The sequence below is a fragment of the Streptomyces sp. NBC_01669 genome, from assembly GCF_026339735.1.
Lineage (GTDB): Bacteria > Actinomycetota > Actinomycetes > Streptomycetales > Streptomycetaceae > Streptomyces > Streptomyces yanii.
Map to the genome: position 1 here is coordinate 1842477 of NZ_JAPEQG010000001.1, position 15197 is coordinate 1857673.

Consider the following 15197-nt stretch of genomic DNA (forward strand, 5'->3'; position numbering starts at 1 on the left):
GCCGGACCGCGGGTACCGTCCGGGCCGATGAATACGGAATCGGCAGCAGAACGAGTGCGCGCATCGATGGTCGCCGACATGGCGGCCCGGCTGGCCGCGGTGCCCGGCGTCCGGGCCGTCGCCCTCGGCGGCAGCCGTGCCCGCTCCACGCATCGCCCGGACTCCGACTGGGATCTCGGCGTCTACTACCGCGGGACACTCGACCTGGTCGCCCTCACCTCACTCGCCTCTCAGGCGCAGGGCTCCCGGGTGGAGGTGGCCGGCCCGGGCGGCTGGGGTCCCTGGGTCAACGGCGGCGCCTGGCTACGGGTGGACGGCACGGCGGTGGACTGGATCCTGCGCGATCTGGACCGGGTCGAGAGCGTCTGGTCCGACTGCCGCGAGGGCCGCTTCGAGGTGGGCGTCCAGCCCGGCCATCCGCTGGGATTCTGGTCGCCCTGCTATCCCGGCGAGGTCGCCCTGGGGCGCGTACTGGCCGATCCCTACGACGAATTGACGGAACTTCAGCAGCAGACGCGCGACTATCCGGAGCCCCTGCGCAGGGCGCTCTGCGACGCCGCGTGGGAGGCGGACTTCACCGTCGCGGCGGCACGCAAGTCGGCGTCCTCCGGGGACACGCTCCATGTCGCGCTCTGCCTGTCGCGGGCGTTCGGCATTCTGGCGCAGACTCTCCACGCCCACCACCGCACCTGGTGCCTGAACGAGAAGGGGGCACTGGCTGCGGCCGCGCTGCTGCCGGAGACTCCGGCGGACTTCAGCGAGCGGGTCGATGGGGCGCTGCGCGGCCTGGACACGGCCGCGGTGGAGACGGCGGCGTCCGTGGTGCGCGACGTGCGGGCGGTGGTCGGGTGAAAAGGGTCTCCGCAGAGCACCGGGCCCGGTCTAGGATCCCGGCATGATCGCCGAACTTCAGTGCGTGGTACTCGACTGTCCCGATCCCGTACGCCTGGCCGAGTTCTACCGGTCGGTCCTCGGCGGCCGGGTCAACGAGCCGGACCGGCGGTGGGGGCTCGACGAGAACTGGGCGACGCTGCACACCGACGCCGGTCTCGTCCTGGCGTTCCAGCGGGTGGCGGACCACCGGCCGCCGCAGTGGCCGGACCCGGCGCGGCCCCAGCAGTTCCATCTGGACTTCGGTGTGCCGGATCTGGACACGGCGCAGACGGAGGTCGTCGCGGCGGGCGCGACCGTGCTCGACGACGGGAGCACGAGCGGGACCGGGGCGGCGGACGCGGAGCGGGCGGAGCGGCCGTGGCGGATCTATGCCGATCCGGCCGGGCACCCGTTCTGCCTGGTGCTGCACCGGGTGGCGTAGCCGCTGCCTCTCAGAGCCTGTCGGGTGACCTCTGATCGGGCGGCCACGCCCTGGCACGCACGCTTCCCGCGTTGCCGAAATATCCTAGTAGCTCCGCTACGAGGACATCCCGCCGCCTTGGAATCGCACGCACCAGACCGCGTCCGCTATCCGATCGAAGGTCACCCGACAGGCTCTCAGGCGCTCGGTCACCATCTCGTCCTCGATCTCGCCGTCCGGGGAGCCGCCGCCACCCTGTTGCTGCATGGGCGGGACGGCGGGCGGCTGGACGACGTCGCCGCCGAAGTACGGTCGGCGGCGCCGGGCACGGAGGTACGGACCCAGCTCGCCGATCTTGCCGACCTCGACCAGGTCCGGGCCATGGCCGCCCGGATCCTCGACACCGAGCCCCGGCTCGACGTCCTGGTCAACAACGCGGCAGTCGGCGGCGGGGCCACCCCGGACCGGCGTGAGGTGAGCCGGCAGGGGTACGAGCTGCGGTTCGCGGTGAACCATGTGGCGCCGTATCTGCTGATCACCGATCCTGCTCTGGCCACCGTCACCGGGCGGTACTTCGACCGGTTCACGGACACCAGGGCCCATGAGCAGGCGTACGACCTGGCGGCCCGGGCCCGGCTCGCCGCGGTGACCCGGACGCTCATCGCCTGACCTGGGCCGTCGGGAAGGTCAGCCCCCGGCGCGCAGCGCCGCCAGGATCCGTTCGGCCGTCGCCTTGTCGCGGGCGGCGGTGAACGGCAGGTCGTTGCCCCCGGCGATACGGAACGGGGCACCCGAGAGCGTGGCCTGGGCGCCGCCCGCCTCGGTGACCAGGAGCAGGCCCGCCGCGTGGTCCCAGGCGTACTCCCAGTTGAAGGCGACCGCGTCCTGGTCGCCGCGGGCGACGGCCAGGTATTCGAGGCCCGCGGAGCCGCACGGACGGACGTGGATGCCTTCGACGAACAGGCCGAGCAGCGCCCGCTTCTGGGCGTCGGTGGTGTAGTCGGGGTGCGACATCGCGACTTCGAGTGCGGCACCGGGCACGGGCGATCCGGAGCGTATCGGCACACCGTTGAGCACGGCTCCCCGGCCGCGTATCGCGATCGCCATCTCGTTCAGTGCCGCGGCGTACGTCCAGGAGGCGAGGAGCTCGCCGCGGTGGGCGAGGGCGACGAGGGTGCAGAAGCCGGGCTCGCCGCGGACGAACTGGCGGGTCCCGTCGACCGGATCGACGATCCAGACCGGTGCGTCGCCGTCCAGGGCGTCGTACACCTTCGGATCGGCATGGACCGCCTCCTCGCCGACGACCACCGAACCGGGAAGCAGCCGCGTCAGGGACGCGGTGAGGTGTTCCTCGGCAAGGCGGTCGGCGGTGGTGACGAGGTCGTGCGGGCCGCTCTTCTCGACGATCTCGTGTGCGGCGAGCTGCCGGTAGCGCGGCATGATCTCGGCGGCGGCCGCTGCGCGGACCGCCTCCTCGACCTCGGTCAGGTCCCCGGCAAGGAAGTCATCGATCATGGCTCCAGCTAAGCACGGCCCATCGGGAACCCGACGACCTGGTCATGAAGCGGAGGTGGCCGGTCAGCGACCCACGGCGTACCCCTGCATGCCGCGGGGGTTCGCGGCGGCGGAGAGCACCCCGGTCTCCGGATCGCGGGCGACGGCGCACATCCGCCCTTCCGACCACGGGTCGCCCACGGTGACGTCATGGCCGCGGCGGCGGAGCTCCTCGACGACATCCGGGTCCATGCGCTCCTCGACGGTGACGCTGCCGGGCCGCATGCCGCGCGGGAAGAACGAGCCGGGGAAGCTGTCGTTGTGCCAGTTAGGGGCGTCGATGGCGCCCTGCAGGTCGAGTCCGCCGCGTACCTCGGCGCGCAGGGCGACGGCGAGGAAGAAGTGCACCTGCCACTGGTCCTGCTGGTCGCCGCCGGGCGTGCCGAACGCCATCACCGGGACGCCGTTGCGCAGGGCGAGGGACGGGGTGAGCGTGGTGCGGGGGCGGCGGCCGGGGGTGAGGGAGTTCGGCAGGCCCTCGTCGAGCCACGCCATCTGGAGACGGGTGCCGAGCGGGAAGCCGAGCTCCGGCACGACCGGGTTGGACTGCAGCCAGCCGCCGCTGGGGGTGGCGGAGACCATGTTGCCCCAGCGGTCGACGACGTCGATGTGGCAGGTGTCGCCCCGGGTCGCGCCGTCCGCTGCGACGCTTGGCTCACCGGCAGCGGCGCCGCCCTTGGCGACGGTCGGCTCGCCGACGCCCGCAGCCGGGATGCCCAAGGCGTCGAAGCCCGCCTCGCCCGCGGCGACGGCGTGCGCGTGGCCGCTGAGGACAGGGGTGCGGCCCCCGGGGCTGCCGGGGCGCAGCTCGTGCGATGCCTCGTCGGTGATGAGCGCGCGCCGCTCGGCGTTGTACGGCTCCGAGAGCAGGATGTCGAGGGGCACCTCGGCGGCGTCGCCGTACCAGGCCTCGCGGTCGGCCATGGCGAGCTTGCAGCCCTCGATGAGCAGGTGCACATACTCCGCGGAGCCGTACTGCGGAAGCTCGGCGGGAAGCAGGGCGAGCTGCTGCAGCAAGGCGGGACCCTGGCTCCAGCCGCCGGCCTTGGCGAGCGTCCAGCCGTTCCAGTCGTACGTGGCGGGCGTCTCGTACGACGCGGACCAGCCGGCCAGGTCGGCGGCGGCGAGGGTGCCGGTGTGGCGGGCGCCGCTCGTGTCCATGGTGGGCCGGGCGGCCTGGCGGACCAAGGCCTCGGCTATGAAGCCCTCGCTCCAGATCTTCCGGGCGGTGTCGATCTGGGCGGCGCGGTCGTCGCCGCCGGTCTCCTCGGCCTCGGCGATCAGTCGGCGCCAGGTCGCGGCGAGTGCGGGGATGCGGAACAGCTCCCCCGGCTTCGGGGACTTGCCGCCGGGGAGGTAGACGTCGGCGGACGACTGCCACTCGGTCTCGAAGAGCTCGCGGACGGTCTCGACGGTCTGGCCGATCCGCTCGACGGGTGCGTGGCCGTCCTCCGCATATCCGATCGCGTACCGCAGCACCTCGGCGACCGACTTGGTGCCGTGGTCGCGCAGCAGCAGCATCCAGGCGTCGAACGCGCCGGGGACCGTCGCGGCAAGCGGTCCGGTGCCGGGGACGAGGTCGAGACCGAGGGAGCGGTAGTGGGCGACGGTGGCGCCCGCCGGGGCCGGGCCCTGACCGCAGAGAACCTGCACCTCGCCGTCCTTGGGCGCCAGGATCATCGGCACTTCACCGGCCGGGCCGTTGAGGTGCGGTTCGACGACGTGCAGGACGAATCCGGCGGCGACGGCGGCGTCATAGGCGTTGCCGCCGTCCTCCAGGACGGCCATCGCGGACTGCGAGGCGAGCCAGTGGGTGGAGGACACCATGCCGAAGGTGCCCTGGAGGGTAGGACGGGTCGTGAACATACGGCCTCTCACCTCGCTGTTTCCGGACCTCGGCCAGTCCAGTTGGCGCTCAGGATCGGTCCTGGGGAGAATCTGGGGAGTCCGGGCCGGAACCCTCCTTCGTGCACTCCCCCGGCAGGCTATCAATCGCCCTGCGCCCCTTCTTCCCCGCTTCTGGCATGAAAATGATCACTGGAGAGCCGGGTGATCGGACTCCCATTTTGCGAGCTCCACTTAGTAGGGCACCGTGTCACACAAGGTCTCCGCCCAGGCAGAGGCGCCGTACTTGTTGGCCGCGCGCACCGTGACGCAGATCTCGTCACCGGAGTACGGACCCTTGATCGTGTAGCTGGTGCTGCCGGTTGAGTAGGTGGCGTCGACGTTCTTCTTGGTGAAGTTGCTGCCCGTGTTGGTGTAGTGGATGTCGTACCTGGTCGCTCGGGAGATCGCCGACCAGCTCACCTTGATCGGCATGTCGCACGCGCCGACACAGGAGTTGGTGTACACGGCCTTGTAGCTCGTCATGGCGGGCGGTCGGGAGCCGGAGGACGAGCCGCCGGAGCCGGACGAGCCGCCGCCGTCCGAGCCCGAAGTGCCAGACGACCCCGTAGAGCCGGACCCGCCGCTGGTTGCGGTGCCGCCGCTGCCAGAGCCGCTGGTGCCATCGGATGAACTGACGCCGCTCTCCTGGGTGTTCGGCTCACCCGGCTTCTTCTCGCCGCCCTGCCCCTTCTCGCCGTCCTCACCCTTGCCGTCACCCCCGTCCTTCCTGTTTCCTCCCTTGGAAGGTGAACTGCTGGGCGCGCTCGGCGAGTTGCTACCACCGGGAGTGGCACTCGCGCTGCTGCCCGGTGGCTGGGCGTGTGCTCCGTCCCCGCCGCCGCCCTCGAAGGGCTGGAGCAGGACGACCGTGCCGCCGCCGACCGTGATGACGGCAACGACGGGCAGAACGATGAGCCTGTGGCGCCGGCGGGGCCGCCGTTCGTGCTCCCGCCGTCCCGTCGTGGTGTCGTTGTCCGCCGGGACGACTTCGGGAGGCCCGTTCTTCGGCCGCAGCCCGACGGTCGCCAGGTCCACGGGCTCCTCCCGCAGCGGCGCCGCCTCGGCGTCGAGCAGCCGCGCGGACTGCTGCGCGAGGTGCGCGACGACGCCGGCAGGCAGCCAGGCACCACGCGCGGCGCGGGGACGCGGCCGCTCGGGATCCTCCAACAGCTCGTCGACGTCCGGCCGTTGGTCGATGCCCTTCGTCAGGCACCGGGCGATGAGCGCCCGCAGCGCGGCGTCCTCGACACGCGTCAGGTCGGGCTCGCCCTCCACGATCTGGAACATCACCGCGTGCTGATTGCTTGCCCCCTGCCCGAACGGCAGCTGCCCCGTCGCCGCATACGTCAGCACGCACCCGAGGGTGAACACGTCGCTCTTGACCCCCGCGCGCTGCCCGCGCACCTGCTCCGGCGACATGAACCCGGGTGAGCCGATGGCCATCCCCGTACTGGTCAACAAGGACTCGACGGACGTCTCGAGCGCCCGCGCGATCCCGAAGTCGATGACCTTCGTGCCGTCCACGGTGAGCATCACGTTGGACGGCTTCAGGTCGCGGTGCACGATCCCGGCGCCGTGAATATCCTTGAGCGCCTTCAGTAACCCGTCGGCGAGGAAGTGCAGGGACGAGGCCGACAACGGCCCGTACAGCCGGACGACTTGCTCGAGCGAGAGCCCGGGAACGTACCCCGTGGCGACCCACGGCGGTTCGTCGCCCGGACCCGCGTCGAGCACCGGCGCCGTGTACCGCTCACCGACCCTCCGCGCCGCCTCGATCTCCCGCCGGAACCGCGCCCTGAACTGCTCGTCGGACACGTGCTCTTCGTGCACGACCTTCACGGCTACGGTCCGCCCGCTGTCCGACCGCGCGAGGAATACCCGCCCCATGCCACCGGCACCAAGCCGCCCGAGCAGCAGATACGGCCCGATGCGCGCGGGATCGCTCACCGCGAGCGGCTTAATGCCCCCGTCGACGCTGTCGTCCCGCGCGTCGCGTCCGTCCCCGTTCGTACCGCTCATGATGGTGTGACTCTCCCGCTCTTCCCGCCTGGTCAACGGCGTAACTCGGTGAGAATAGACGCTGTTGATCTACCTGGTGAAGTTGAGGGACGCGTTGTACGAGCGGGGCGGTTCCTACGAGTTGGTGCGTGATAACGGGTGAGGTGTTGACGCTGGTGGGTGGCATGATCCGTATGTAGCGGTCATGGTCAATCGGGCGGTTCTCGCGCATTGTCTGTTCAGGCGGCGGGCCCTCGGTGCGGCGGGCGAGCATGTCGTGCGCTCGACCGCCGTGCGAGGACCCGCTTCACCCAGGCCACGGGCCGCCGGGAATCACGGCACGAGCGCCACCAGGTGTCCGCTGCCGCTGAGCGACGTCAGGTCGATGTCGGCCAGGCAGCGGACCTGTACGTAGTTGAGCGTCAGTGTCCCTTCCACGTGCACACTGCCGGTGCCCTTCGCGAAGTCGGCGCCGCCGAGGTCGGTGGCCGCCTCGTCGACGCGCACCCCGAGGTCCGTGGTCCCGCCGGAATCGGGGAACTTGACGAAGACGTACCCCATCTCGGTGAGGCGCCGCTGAAACTCCTCCAGGGAGGCCGACGGGCCGCCGACGACGACTTTCTGCCCCTCCTTGGAGAGACGCTCGACGAGTTCGTCCATGAATGACTCCTCCATGACTGCTACGGGCTTTTTGACGAGCGCGGTGATCCAGCCGGCTAGCCGGCCGTCTCCTCCATCTGCCGACGCAGACTCCTGGGGCGCATGTCGACCCAGACTTCCTTCACGTAGGCAAGGCACTCCTCCTTCGAGCCGACCTTTTCCGTCTCCCTCCATCCGGAGGGAACGTCGAGGTACGTCGGCCACAGGGAGTACTGGTCCTCGTCGTTGATGAGCACCTTCATGCGGGTTTCTTCCATTGCTCTTCCGTCTCTGCTGTCGGGAACGGTTCGCCGCACGGCGGCGCGGTCTAGGCGAAGAGCCAGGGCGCCTCCTGCCGGCGGCGCAACTCGTAGGCGAGAATCTCGTCCTTGTGGGAGAGGGACCATCCGATGTTGTCGAGGCCCTCCATCATCGAGTTCTTCTTGAAGGGGTCGATCTCGAAGCGGAAGACCTGGCCGTCGGCGGTCGTCACGGTCTGGGCCGGGAGGTCGACGTGCAGGGTCGGCGATGTGGCGCTCGCCAGGGCAGTGCAGATCGCATCGACCTCCGACGGTTCCAGGGCGACCGGGAGGATGCTGCTGTTGAAGCAGTTGTTGTGGAAGATGTCCGCGAAGCTCGGGGCGATGATGCAGCGGAATCCGTACTCCCGCAGCGACCAGGGCGCGTGCTCGCGGGAGGAGCCGCAGCCGAAGTTCTCGCCCGCGATCAGGATGCCGGCGTCCTCGTGACCGGGCTGGTTGAGGGCGAACTCCGGGTCGGGCGTGCGGCCGTCCTCGAGGTAACGCCAGTTTGCGAACAGGTGGTCGGCGAAGCCGGTACGACGGATCGACTTGAGGAAGCGGGCGGGGACGATGTCGTCCGTGTTGACGTTGGACCGCATGAGCGGCACCGCGGTGCCCTCATACGTGATGAATTTCTCCACGGAGATCCTTTCTCTGCGTGTCTGTCTAGAGGTCACGGACATCGGCGAAGCGGCCGGTGATTGCGGCGGCAGCCGCCGTCACCGGGCTGACCAGGTGGGTGCGGCCGCCGCGGCCCTGGCGTCCCTCGAAGTTGCGGTTGCTGGTCGAGGCGCAGCGCTCTCCGGCGGAGAGACGGTCCCCGTTCATGGCGATGCACATGCTGCATCCGGCCTCCCGCCACTCGAAGCCCGCCTCGCGGAAGACCTCCGCCAGCCCCTCGTCCTCGGCTTGGCGGCGCACGCTCATCGAGCCGGGGACGACGATGGCGCGCGTGCCGGCCGCGACCCGCCGGCCGACGACGTACTGGGCCGCCAGGCGGAGGTCCTCCAGCCGCGAGTTGGTGCACGAGCCGATGAAGACGGTGTCGACCGCGATGTCCTGGACGCGCTGACCGGGTTCCAGGCCCATGTACTCCAGGGCGCGTTCCATTCCCGCCCGGGTCACGGGGTCGCTCTCGGCGGCCGGGTCGGGCACGGTTCCGGTGACATCGACGACCATGCCGGGGTCCGTCCCCCATGTGACCTGCGGGACCAGGTCGCCGACGTCCAGGTGGTGTTCCGCATCGAAGCGGGCGCCCGGGTCGCCGGCGAGCTGCTTCCACTGCTCCGCAGCACGCTCGAAAAGTTCCCCGGAGGGTGCGAAGCGGCGCCCGCGGACGTACTCGACGGTGACGTCGTCGGGTGCGACCATGCCGGCCCGCGCGCCCGCTTCGATCGCCATGTTGCAGAGCGTCATACGGCCCTCGACCGTCAGGGACCGGACCGCGGATCCGCTGAACTCGATGACGTGGTTGGTGCCGGCGTCCGTGCCGAGTCGGCGGATCACGAACAGGGCGATGTCCTTGGCTGTCACGCCGGGCGCCGGCGTCCCGTCGATGCTGATGTTCATCGTGCGGGGCTTCTGCTGCAGCAGGCACTGGGTGGCCAGGACGTGCTCCACCTCGCTGGTGCCGATGCCCACCGCGAAGATACCGAGGGCGCCGTGCGTGGAGGTGTGGGAGTCCCCGCACACCACCGTCATGCCGGGCAGCGAGAGGCCCAGCTCCGGGCCGACGACGTGCACGATCCCCTGGTCGGCGTCGTTCATGCCGAGGAGCCGGACGCCGAACTCGCGGGCGTTGTCCTCCATCGTCTCGATGCACATGACGCTCTGGCTGTCGACCACGTCGATCAGGCGGCGGCCCGGCATGGTGGGGACGTTGTGGTCGATCACCGCGACCACGCTGTCCGGGCGGTGCACCGGAAGGTCGCGCTCCCGCAGCCCGGCGAATGCCTGCGGTGAAGTCGCCTCGTGCGTGAGATGCCGGTCGATGTACACCATCGGTATCTCTCCGGGCTCGTCACGCACCACGTGCGCGTCCCAGATCTTCTCGAACATCGTCTGTGGCATCGTGCGGTTCTCTCCTCAGGGGTGCATGTCGTCTCGGGAAGAAGGGACGCTCAGGCTCCGTGCGGCGCGTGCATGTCCGCGAAGCCCTCTTCGAGCTCCTCGGGGGTCAGTTCGCGGCCCAGCTCGTTGGCGCGGGCCAACAGGCCCTCGACCATCTCCGGGGAGAGCTCCCCGGGATCGCGCCCGCTCAGCATGCAGGCGAGCTTCACCGAGCTGGCGCCGCTCCACGGGCTGACGGCCACGGAGGGGACCCCGCCGACGGCGGCCGGGTCGACCGCGGAGTACACGGTGCGGGACATCTCCCGCAGCGCGCCCTCCAGCTCCGCGTTCCCCGCCTCCCTGGCTCGGTCGGCCAGGTGGTGGGCCTTGAGGATCGCGGCCGTGTGGATGCCGGAGGAGGTGTGGCTGTAGCGCTTCCCGAGCACTCCGTGCTCCGGCGGGGCGACGCCGACCATCTCCTGGTAGAACGTGATCAGCCGGAGCAACTGCGACATGTCCCACGAGACGGGCAGGCCGGCCTCCTCCTCGATGGCGGCGAAATTCAGCACGACCTCCTCGAGCGAGGCGTTGCCGGAGCGCTCGCCGACACCGCGCGACACCACATGGATGCGACTGGCGCCTGCCGCGACCGCCGCCATCGCGTTGCCCAGGGCGTTCCCGGTGTCGCGGTGGCCGTGCCAGTCCACCTGCATCTCGGGTACGCCCAGGGCGTCGAGCTGTTCGCGGACGAAGCGCACCAGCCGGTAGGTGCCGAGCGGGCGGATCACGCCGATGGTGTCGGCCATGGCGACGATGTACGCGCCGCTCTCGACCTGGACGCGGGTGATGGCGCGCAGGTCCTCGGGGGAGGTCTGCGTGGTGTGCTCGGTGCCCGCGACGACGGGGATGCCCATCTCCACGGTCTTCTTGATGAAGGTCTCCAGCCCGTTCAGGATGAACCCCAGGTCCCAGCCCTGGACGAGACGGCGGGAGGGGGCGCTGCCCATGAAGACGACGGACTCGAGGCGCGGGTGGATCTCCCTGCACTCGACGGTCCACCGCAGGGACTCTTCCGTGCACATGGAGAGCACGGAGGGCACGATGGAGGGCAGTTCGTCCCGCATGCGCGCGAGCAGTTGCTTCATCGTCGCGCTGAGCCTGTTGGACTCTCCCGGGTAGATGCCGACCGTGGCGTACGTGATGCCGAAGTCGCCGAGCAGATGCAGGTACCGCATCATGTCGTCAACCGTCGGGTAGCCGGGTATGCCCTGAAGGCCGTCGCGCAGACACTCCGAGAAGATCTGCGTTCTGGCGACCTGAGCGGCGAGCGGCTCGCCGGGGATGCGCGTGGGGAGGGTCGAGAGCGGGCTCTCGTCGCTGTTCCAGTTGAAGTTGACCGGGACGTCGAGGCTGTTGATGTGAGTCTTCGCGGATCTCGTTTCCTTGTGCATGGTCTCTCGCTTTCCTTCTCGGGGATTCGACTGCCTCGCCGGCGCGTTGCCGTCAATCCGGCACGACCGGAAGAATGCCGACGGAGAAACGGATGTAGTCGTCTGAATAACCGAAGGTGGAGCCGGGGATTCCGGCGATCCCGGTCTTCTCCAGGACGGAGAAGGAATCCTCACCGGCCCTGAGCCGGCTCCAGTTGTAGATGGTGGCGTCGTCGTCGACAAAGACACGTTCGAAAACACGGTGTTCTTCGTCGAACCGCTGCAACTGGGCGCGCAGCCGGGTGCGTCGCAGCCGGTAGAGGCCGCGGATCATTTCGATGATCTGTGGATTCTGGCGGAAGAGCGCGTGATAGGCCATGAAGCGGAGCTGCCATTCTCCTGGCAGACAGCTCACGCTGTTCATCCAGCTCGACCGCATCGCGACGGAGAATTTCGGATCGCCGAAAACGGCCCAGCCGAACCTGTCCCCGGTGAGGGTGTACGTCTTGGAGAAGCTGTTCACGTAGATCATCTGGTCGGCCACGTCGGCCGCCGAGGCGAGGCTGAGCATGCGGGCCTCGTCGTCTACGGGCCGGCCGGTGCCGATGTAAGCCAGGTCGGCGAGAACGTGGACGCGGCGCCCTCGCTGCGCGAAGCTCCGTACAACCGCCATGACGGCCGAGAGCTCATCGGGCGTGTACGCGAAGGTCGTCGGGTTGTTCGTCACCGTCAGGTAGACGACCTCGACGTCCGGGTTGTCGTCGAGGTGCCGTGCGAGGAGCTCTTCGGTCAGCTTGAACCCGTCCTCGGCCCGGGTGTGCACCCGGTGCAGCCGGAACCCGTAGGCCACGGCCTGCAGTTCGGGCATGTTGAACCCGGGAGCCGCGAAGAGGACCGCTCCGGGCGTCCGGGAGCGGAGACGGGCGAAGTGGGCGAGGCCGCGGAGGATCTTGTCGATGCAGTCCGTCGCGCCCAAGCCGAGAGCCACGTTCTCCGCGGAGACCGTCACCCCCCATGGACGCATGTCCTCCGCCAGCAGGCCGCGCAGCACCGGGTTGCCCACGCCCTGGATGTCGTAGATCCGGGGGTCGTAGCCGGAGGCGAGGAGTTGCCGCTCCGCGTCCATCATCTGTTCCCTCAGCCACGCGTAGCCCTTGCCCGAGGCGGTGTAGCCGTTGATGTCCTCCCCGGGCAGCGCGATGCCGAGTTCGTCCCCCAGCATCCGGTAGTCACCGGGGCCCCCCTCCTCCCCCTCGCACTCGGTGATGCGGCGGACGTTGACATCACCGATCGTCCGGTTGACGATCTCCAGCCGGGTGGCGACCGGGTCGAACCTCCGCTCCGCGCACTCCCGTTCCAGGTCGTCGACGAGGCGGGCCATGACCCGGATGGGCGGTTCCGCGGTGTTCGCCTGGCGGGCCCGGTGGCGCCGCACCATCTCGGCGCGGGCCCGGCGGACGAGCAGGCGCTGCTCCGCGAGGCCTTCGGAGACCTCCGGGGAGGAACTCTGTGACGTCATGCGCGGACGACCTCCAGTTGTCGTTGCGTCCCACAAGGGCATGAGGAATGGGCGGGAGTTCAGGACTGCCGGAGCCGGTCCACGATGCGCCGCCCCATCTCCCGGGTCCCGACGACCGCGCGCACCCCTTCGCCGATGTCCTCCGTCCGGCACCCCTCGCGGATCACGTACTCGACCGCCTCCTCGACAGCCGCGGCCTCCCGTTCCAGGCCGAGGGAGTGACGCAGGAGGAGGGCGGCGGAGAGGATCGCGCCGACGGGATTGGCCCGATCCTGGCCGGCAAGGTCCGGGGCCGAGCCATGGACGGGTTCGTAGAGGCCGAACATGCCGGACTCGGTGCGCCGGGCGCCGAGGCTGGCCGATGGCAGCATCCCGATGGAGCCCGTCAGCATGGACGCCTCGTCGGTGAGAATGTCGCCGAACAGGTTCTCGGTGACGATGACATCGAAGTCCGCGGGCGTCCTGATCAGCCGCATGGCGCAGGCGTCGACCAGCATGTGCTCGAAGGTCACCGTGGGATGGTCGGCCGCCACCCGCTCGACGACCTCCCGCCACAGGACCGAGGAACTGAGCACATTCGCCTTGTCGACCGAGGTGACCTTCCGCTCGCGGCCGGCGGCGATCCCGAACGCGGCTCGCACCACGCGTTCGATCTCTTCCTCGGTGTACAGAAGGGTGTCGACGGCCTCGGTTCCCCGGGCCGTACGGCGGATCTCGCTGGGCTTGCCGGGCACCGACTCCAGGCGCCCGTAGTAGAGGCCGGCCGACAGTTCCCGTACGAAGAGCATGTCCGTGCCCTTCAGGTGTTCGGGTTTCAGCGAGGACGCGGCGTAGAGGGACTCGAAGGGGCGCACCGGCCGAAGGTTGGCGAAGAACCCGAACTCCTTGCGGAGGCGGAAAAGCGCCTGCTCGGGCCGGGGGCCGCCGCTACGGGCCTGCCCGGCCGGGAGGCTGCCGACCGCTCCGAACAGAAGGGCGTCACTGTGGGCGCAGGTCTCGAAGGTGTCGTCCGAGATGGCCGTCCCCTCGGCCTCGATGGCGTCGAGGCCGACGCGGCGCTCGTGGACCGTGAAGGTGTGGCGGTACTTCTCCTCCACGGCGCCCAGCACCGCCAGGGCCTGGGCGGTGACCTCCGGCCCGACGCCGTCCCCCGGAAGCACCGTGATCGTGGCATTGCTCATCGGACTCACCTTTCTCGAGCGGTTGCGTTTCTCGTGCGCTGGGCGGAATTCCGCGGTCTCACCGTCCTGGGGCGGGTGAGTCCTTCGGCCGGGGGTGGAACGACAGCAGGCGTTCGACGATGGTGCCGCGCCAGCAGATCATGTCGTGACCGCCCATGTATTCGCTGTAGTCCACCGTGTAGCCCTTCTCCACGAGGACGTCGTACATGTTCTGATGGGTAGTCATCGGGTCGTAGTCGACAATGGCCCGCTCCAGGCTCCCGATGTCCATGGAGAATCGAATGGGAAGTCGGGGGCTATTCTCGAACTGCCGTGTGAGCCACTCCTCCTCCCGGCCGGGCACGTCTTTCCCCGGCCACCAGAACGACCCCGACTGGGAGATCACGTTGCCGAATCTCCCGGGCGTCCTGAATGCCGCGTACGTCGCCGCCAGGCCGCCGAAGCAGGAGCCGCCGACAACGGTGCGCGCCGGGTCGGAGGTGATGTGGTAATTCCGGTGGACCCACGGCATGAGCTCCCGGTTCAGGAATTCGCTGAACGGCTCGTGGCAGGGCAGTTCGCGGGCGCGGACGTCCTGGTCCTCGTTGGTGTGCATGACCAGGACGTACGGGGGGATGCCGCCGGCGTACAGCAGGTTGTCCAGCACGGTCGTGATGGCGGCGAAGTTGTAGTACGACCATCCGTCGAAGAGGACGAAGACGTTGTAGGCGTCACCGTCGGTGGTGTAACCGGGCGGCACGTGGACGGTGACGTGCTGCCGGGTCTCCAGGATCTCGCTGTCCATGGTGTGCATGCGGCTGGTGCCCTTGGGCACCCCGCGGCGCGGGATGTTCCACGGCTGTTTCGGGGCCCCGGGAAGTTCGAGCACCGACACCTTGAACTCGTTCGGATTGCCCATGAGCGTGTAGTCACGGGGGTTCAGGGGATCGGGCCGGTACTCCGGGAGACGCTGCAGCACCTTCGCGTAGGAGGTGAACGGCACCATCGCGTCGTTGACCGAGAACAGGTAGGTGGTCCGCAGCCGGGAGGGCAGGAAGTAGGAGCGGTACCAGAGGTCGGTGCCCGGCAGATGGTCCATCCGGAACTCACTGAAGTCACCGCTCGGCGCGCTGCAGAAGAGCACCACGACGTTCTCGGTGTCTCCGGGGTCGCGCCACAGAAAGGTGACCAGGGTCCGGGAGTCGTCGGGCCCGACCTGTTCCATCAGCGGGGTGCCGGACTCCTCGACCTCCTTCCAGAACACGTCGAGGGCCTGCCGGTCGCCCGCGTCGAGGGCCGCCGCCACTCGGGCGATCCGGGGACTGATCAGGGTGGTCTCCGCAGCGAACACTGTCTTTTCTCCTT

At 69.4% G+C, this 15197-nt stretch carries 14 protein-coding genes; 3 read left to right on the forward strand and 11 right to left on the reverse strand.

Annotated elements, in window-relative coordinates; all coding sequences use genetic code 11:
• The first annotated feature begins 27 nt into the window (after positions 1-27).
• The 3 genes from OG972_RS08185 to OG972_RS08195 all read left to right on the forward strand — a co-directional run bounded on the left by OG972_RS08185 (position 28) and on the right by OG972_RS08195 (position 1963).
• Entirely contained in the window at positions 28-852 is an 825-nt protein-coding gene (locus tag OG972_RS08185; RefSeq protein ID WP_266979630.1) for a nucleotidyltransferase family protein, read from the forward strand.
• A gap of 43 nt (positions 853-895) precedes the next feature.
• The gene (locus OG972_RS08190; protein WP_266979632.1) at positions 896-1315 is read left to right on the forward strand and encodes a VOC family protein; all 420 of its coding nucleotides are present in this window, start codon (positions 896-898) and stop codon (positions 1313-1315) included.
• Between the two features lie 117 nt (positions 1316-1432).
• Positions 1433-1963, forward strand: a complete 531-nt coding sequence (locus tag OG972_RS08195) for an SDR family NAD(P)-dependent oxidoreductase (RefSeq protein ID WP_266979633.1) — start codon at positions 1433-1435, stop codon at positions 1961-1963.
• An 18-nt stretch (positions 1964-1981) separates the two neighbouring features.
• On the opposite strand, the gene OG972_RS08200 is transcribed toward OG972_RS08195, so the two are convergent.
• The 11 genes from OG972_RS08200 to fes all read right to left on the reverse strand — a co-directional run bounded on the left by OG972_RS08200 (position 1982) and on the right by fes (position 15183).
• Positions 1982-2809, reverse strand: coding sequence for an inositol monophosphatase family protein (locus OG972_RS08200; protein ID WP_266979635.1), 828 nt, complete (start codon positions 2807-2809; stop codon positions 1982-1984).
• Positions 2810-2872: 63 nt separating this feature from the next.
• On the reverse strand, positions 2873-4714 hold the full coding sequence (locus OG972_RS08205) for a gamma-glutamyltransferase family protein (RefSeq protein WP_266979637.1): 1842 nt from the start codon (positions 4712-4714) through the stop codon (positions 2873-2875).
• 213 nt (positions 4715-4927) lie between these two features.
• Complete coding sequence (locus OG972_RS08210) at positions 4928-6754, reverse strand: protein kinase (protein ID WP_266979639.1); 1827 nt, start codon at positions 6752-6754, stop codon at positions 4928-4930.
• 312 nt (positions 6755-7066) lie between these two features.
• Positions 7067-7393 carry a hypothetical protein gene (locus OG972_RS08215; protein WP_266979641.1) on the reverse strand — a complete coding sequence of 109 codons (327 nt, stop codon included), beginning with the start codon at positions 7391-7393 and terminating at the stop codon, positions 7067-7069.
• A 56-nt stretch (positions 7394-7449) separates the two neighbouring features.
• Positions 7450-7650, reverse strand: coding sequence for an MbtH family NRPS accessory protein (locus OG972_RS08220; RefSeq protein WP_266979643.1), 201 nt, complete (start codon positions 7648-7650; stop codon positions 7450-7452).
• 50 nt (positions 7651-7700) lie between these two features.
• Positions 7701-8315, reverse strand: a complete 615-nt coding sequence (gene leuD, locus OG972_RS08225; protein ID WP_323135856.1) for a 3-isopropylmalate dehydratase small subunit — start codon at positions 8313-8315, stop codon at positions 7701-7703.
• 25 nt (positions 8316-8340) lie between these two features.
• Positions 8341-9744 carry a 3-isopropylmalate dehydratase large subunit gene (gene leuC / locus OG972_RS08230; protein WP_266979647.1) on the reverse strand — a complete coding sequence of 468 codons (1404 nt, stop codon included), beginning with the start codon at positions 9742-9744 and terminating at the stop codon, positions 8341-8343.
• Between the two features lie 50 nt (positions 9745-9794).
• A complete protein-coding gene (locus OG972_RS08235) occupies positions 9795-11174 on the reverse strand; it encodes a hypothetical protein (RefSeq protein WP_266979649.1) in 1380 nt (459 codons plus the stop codon).
• 52 nt (positions 11175-11226) lie between these two features.
• Positions 11227-12672 carry a pyridoxal phosphate-dependent aminotransferase gene (locus tag OG972_RS08240; protein ID WP_266979651.1) on the reverse strand — a complete coding sequence of 482 codons (1446 nt, stop codon included), beginning with the start codon at positions 12670-12672 and terminating at the stop codon, positions 11227-11229.
• Positions 12673-12731: 59 nt separating this feature from the next.
• On the reverse strand, positions 12732-13853 hold the full coding sequence (gene leuB, locus OG972_RS08245; protein WP_266979653.1) for a 3-isopropylmalate dehydrogenase: 1122 nt from the start codon (positions 13851-13853) through the stop codon (positions 12732-12734).
• Between the two features lie 58 nt (positions 13854-13911).
• Positions 13912-15183, reverse strand: coding sequence for an enterochelin esterase (gene fes, locus OG972_RS08250; RefSeq protein WP_266979655.1), 1272 nt, complete (start codon positions 15181-15183; stop codon positions 13912-13914).
• Between the last annotated feature and the right edge of the window lie 14 nt (positions 15184-15197).

Excerpts from the sequence above, each read along its gene's own strand:
- leuB (WP_266979653.1), bottom strand. The coding sequence starts at position 13,853 with ATGAGCAATGCCACGATCACGGTGCTTCCGGGGGACGGCGTCGGGCCG.
- OG972_RS08235 (WP_266979649.1), bottom strand. The coding sequence starts at position 11,174 with ATGCACAAGGAAACGAGATCCGCGAAGACTCACATCAACAGCCTCGAC.
- leuC (WP_266979647.1), bottom strand. The coding sequence starts at position 9,744 with ATGCCACAGACGATGTTCGAGAAGATCTGGGACGCGCACGTGGTGCGT.
- OG972_RS08240 (WP_266979651.1), bottom strand. The coding sequence starts at position 12,672 with ATGACGTCACAGAGTTCCTCCCCGGAGGTCTCCGAAGGCCTCGCGGAG.
- OG972_RS08190 (WP_266979632.1), top strand. The coding sequence starts at position 896 with ATGATCGCCGAACTTCAGTGCGTGGTACTCGACTGTCCCGATCCCGTA.
- OG972_RS08200 (WP_266979635.1), bottom strand. The coding sequence starts at position 2,809 with ATGATCGATGACTTCCTTGCCGGGGACCTGACCGAGGTCGAGGAGGCG.
- OG972_RS08220 (WP_266979643.1), bottom strand. The coding sequence starts at position 7,650 with ATGGAAGAAACCCGCATGAAGGTGCTCATCAACGACGAGGACCAGTAC.
- OG972_RS08205 (WP_266979637.1), bottom strand. The coding sequence starts at position 4,714 with ATGTTCACGACCCGTCCTACCCTCCAGGGCACCTTCGGCATGGTGTCC.
- OG972_RS08215 (WP_266979641.1), bottom strand. The coding sequence starts at position 7,393 with ATGGACGAACTCGTCGAGCGTCTCTCCAAGGAGGGGCAGAAAGTCGTC.
- OG972_RS08210 (WP_266979639.1), bottom strand. The coding sequence starts at position 6,754 with ATGAGCGGTACGAACGGGGACGGACGCGACGCGCGGGACGACAGCGTC.
- OG972_RS08185 (WP_266979630.1), top strand. The coding sequence starts at position 28 with ATGAATACGGAATCGGCAGCAGAACGAGTGCGCGCATCGATGGTCGCC.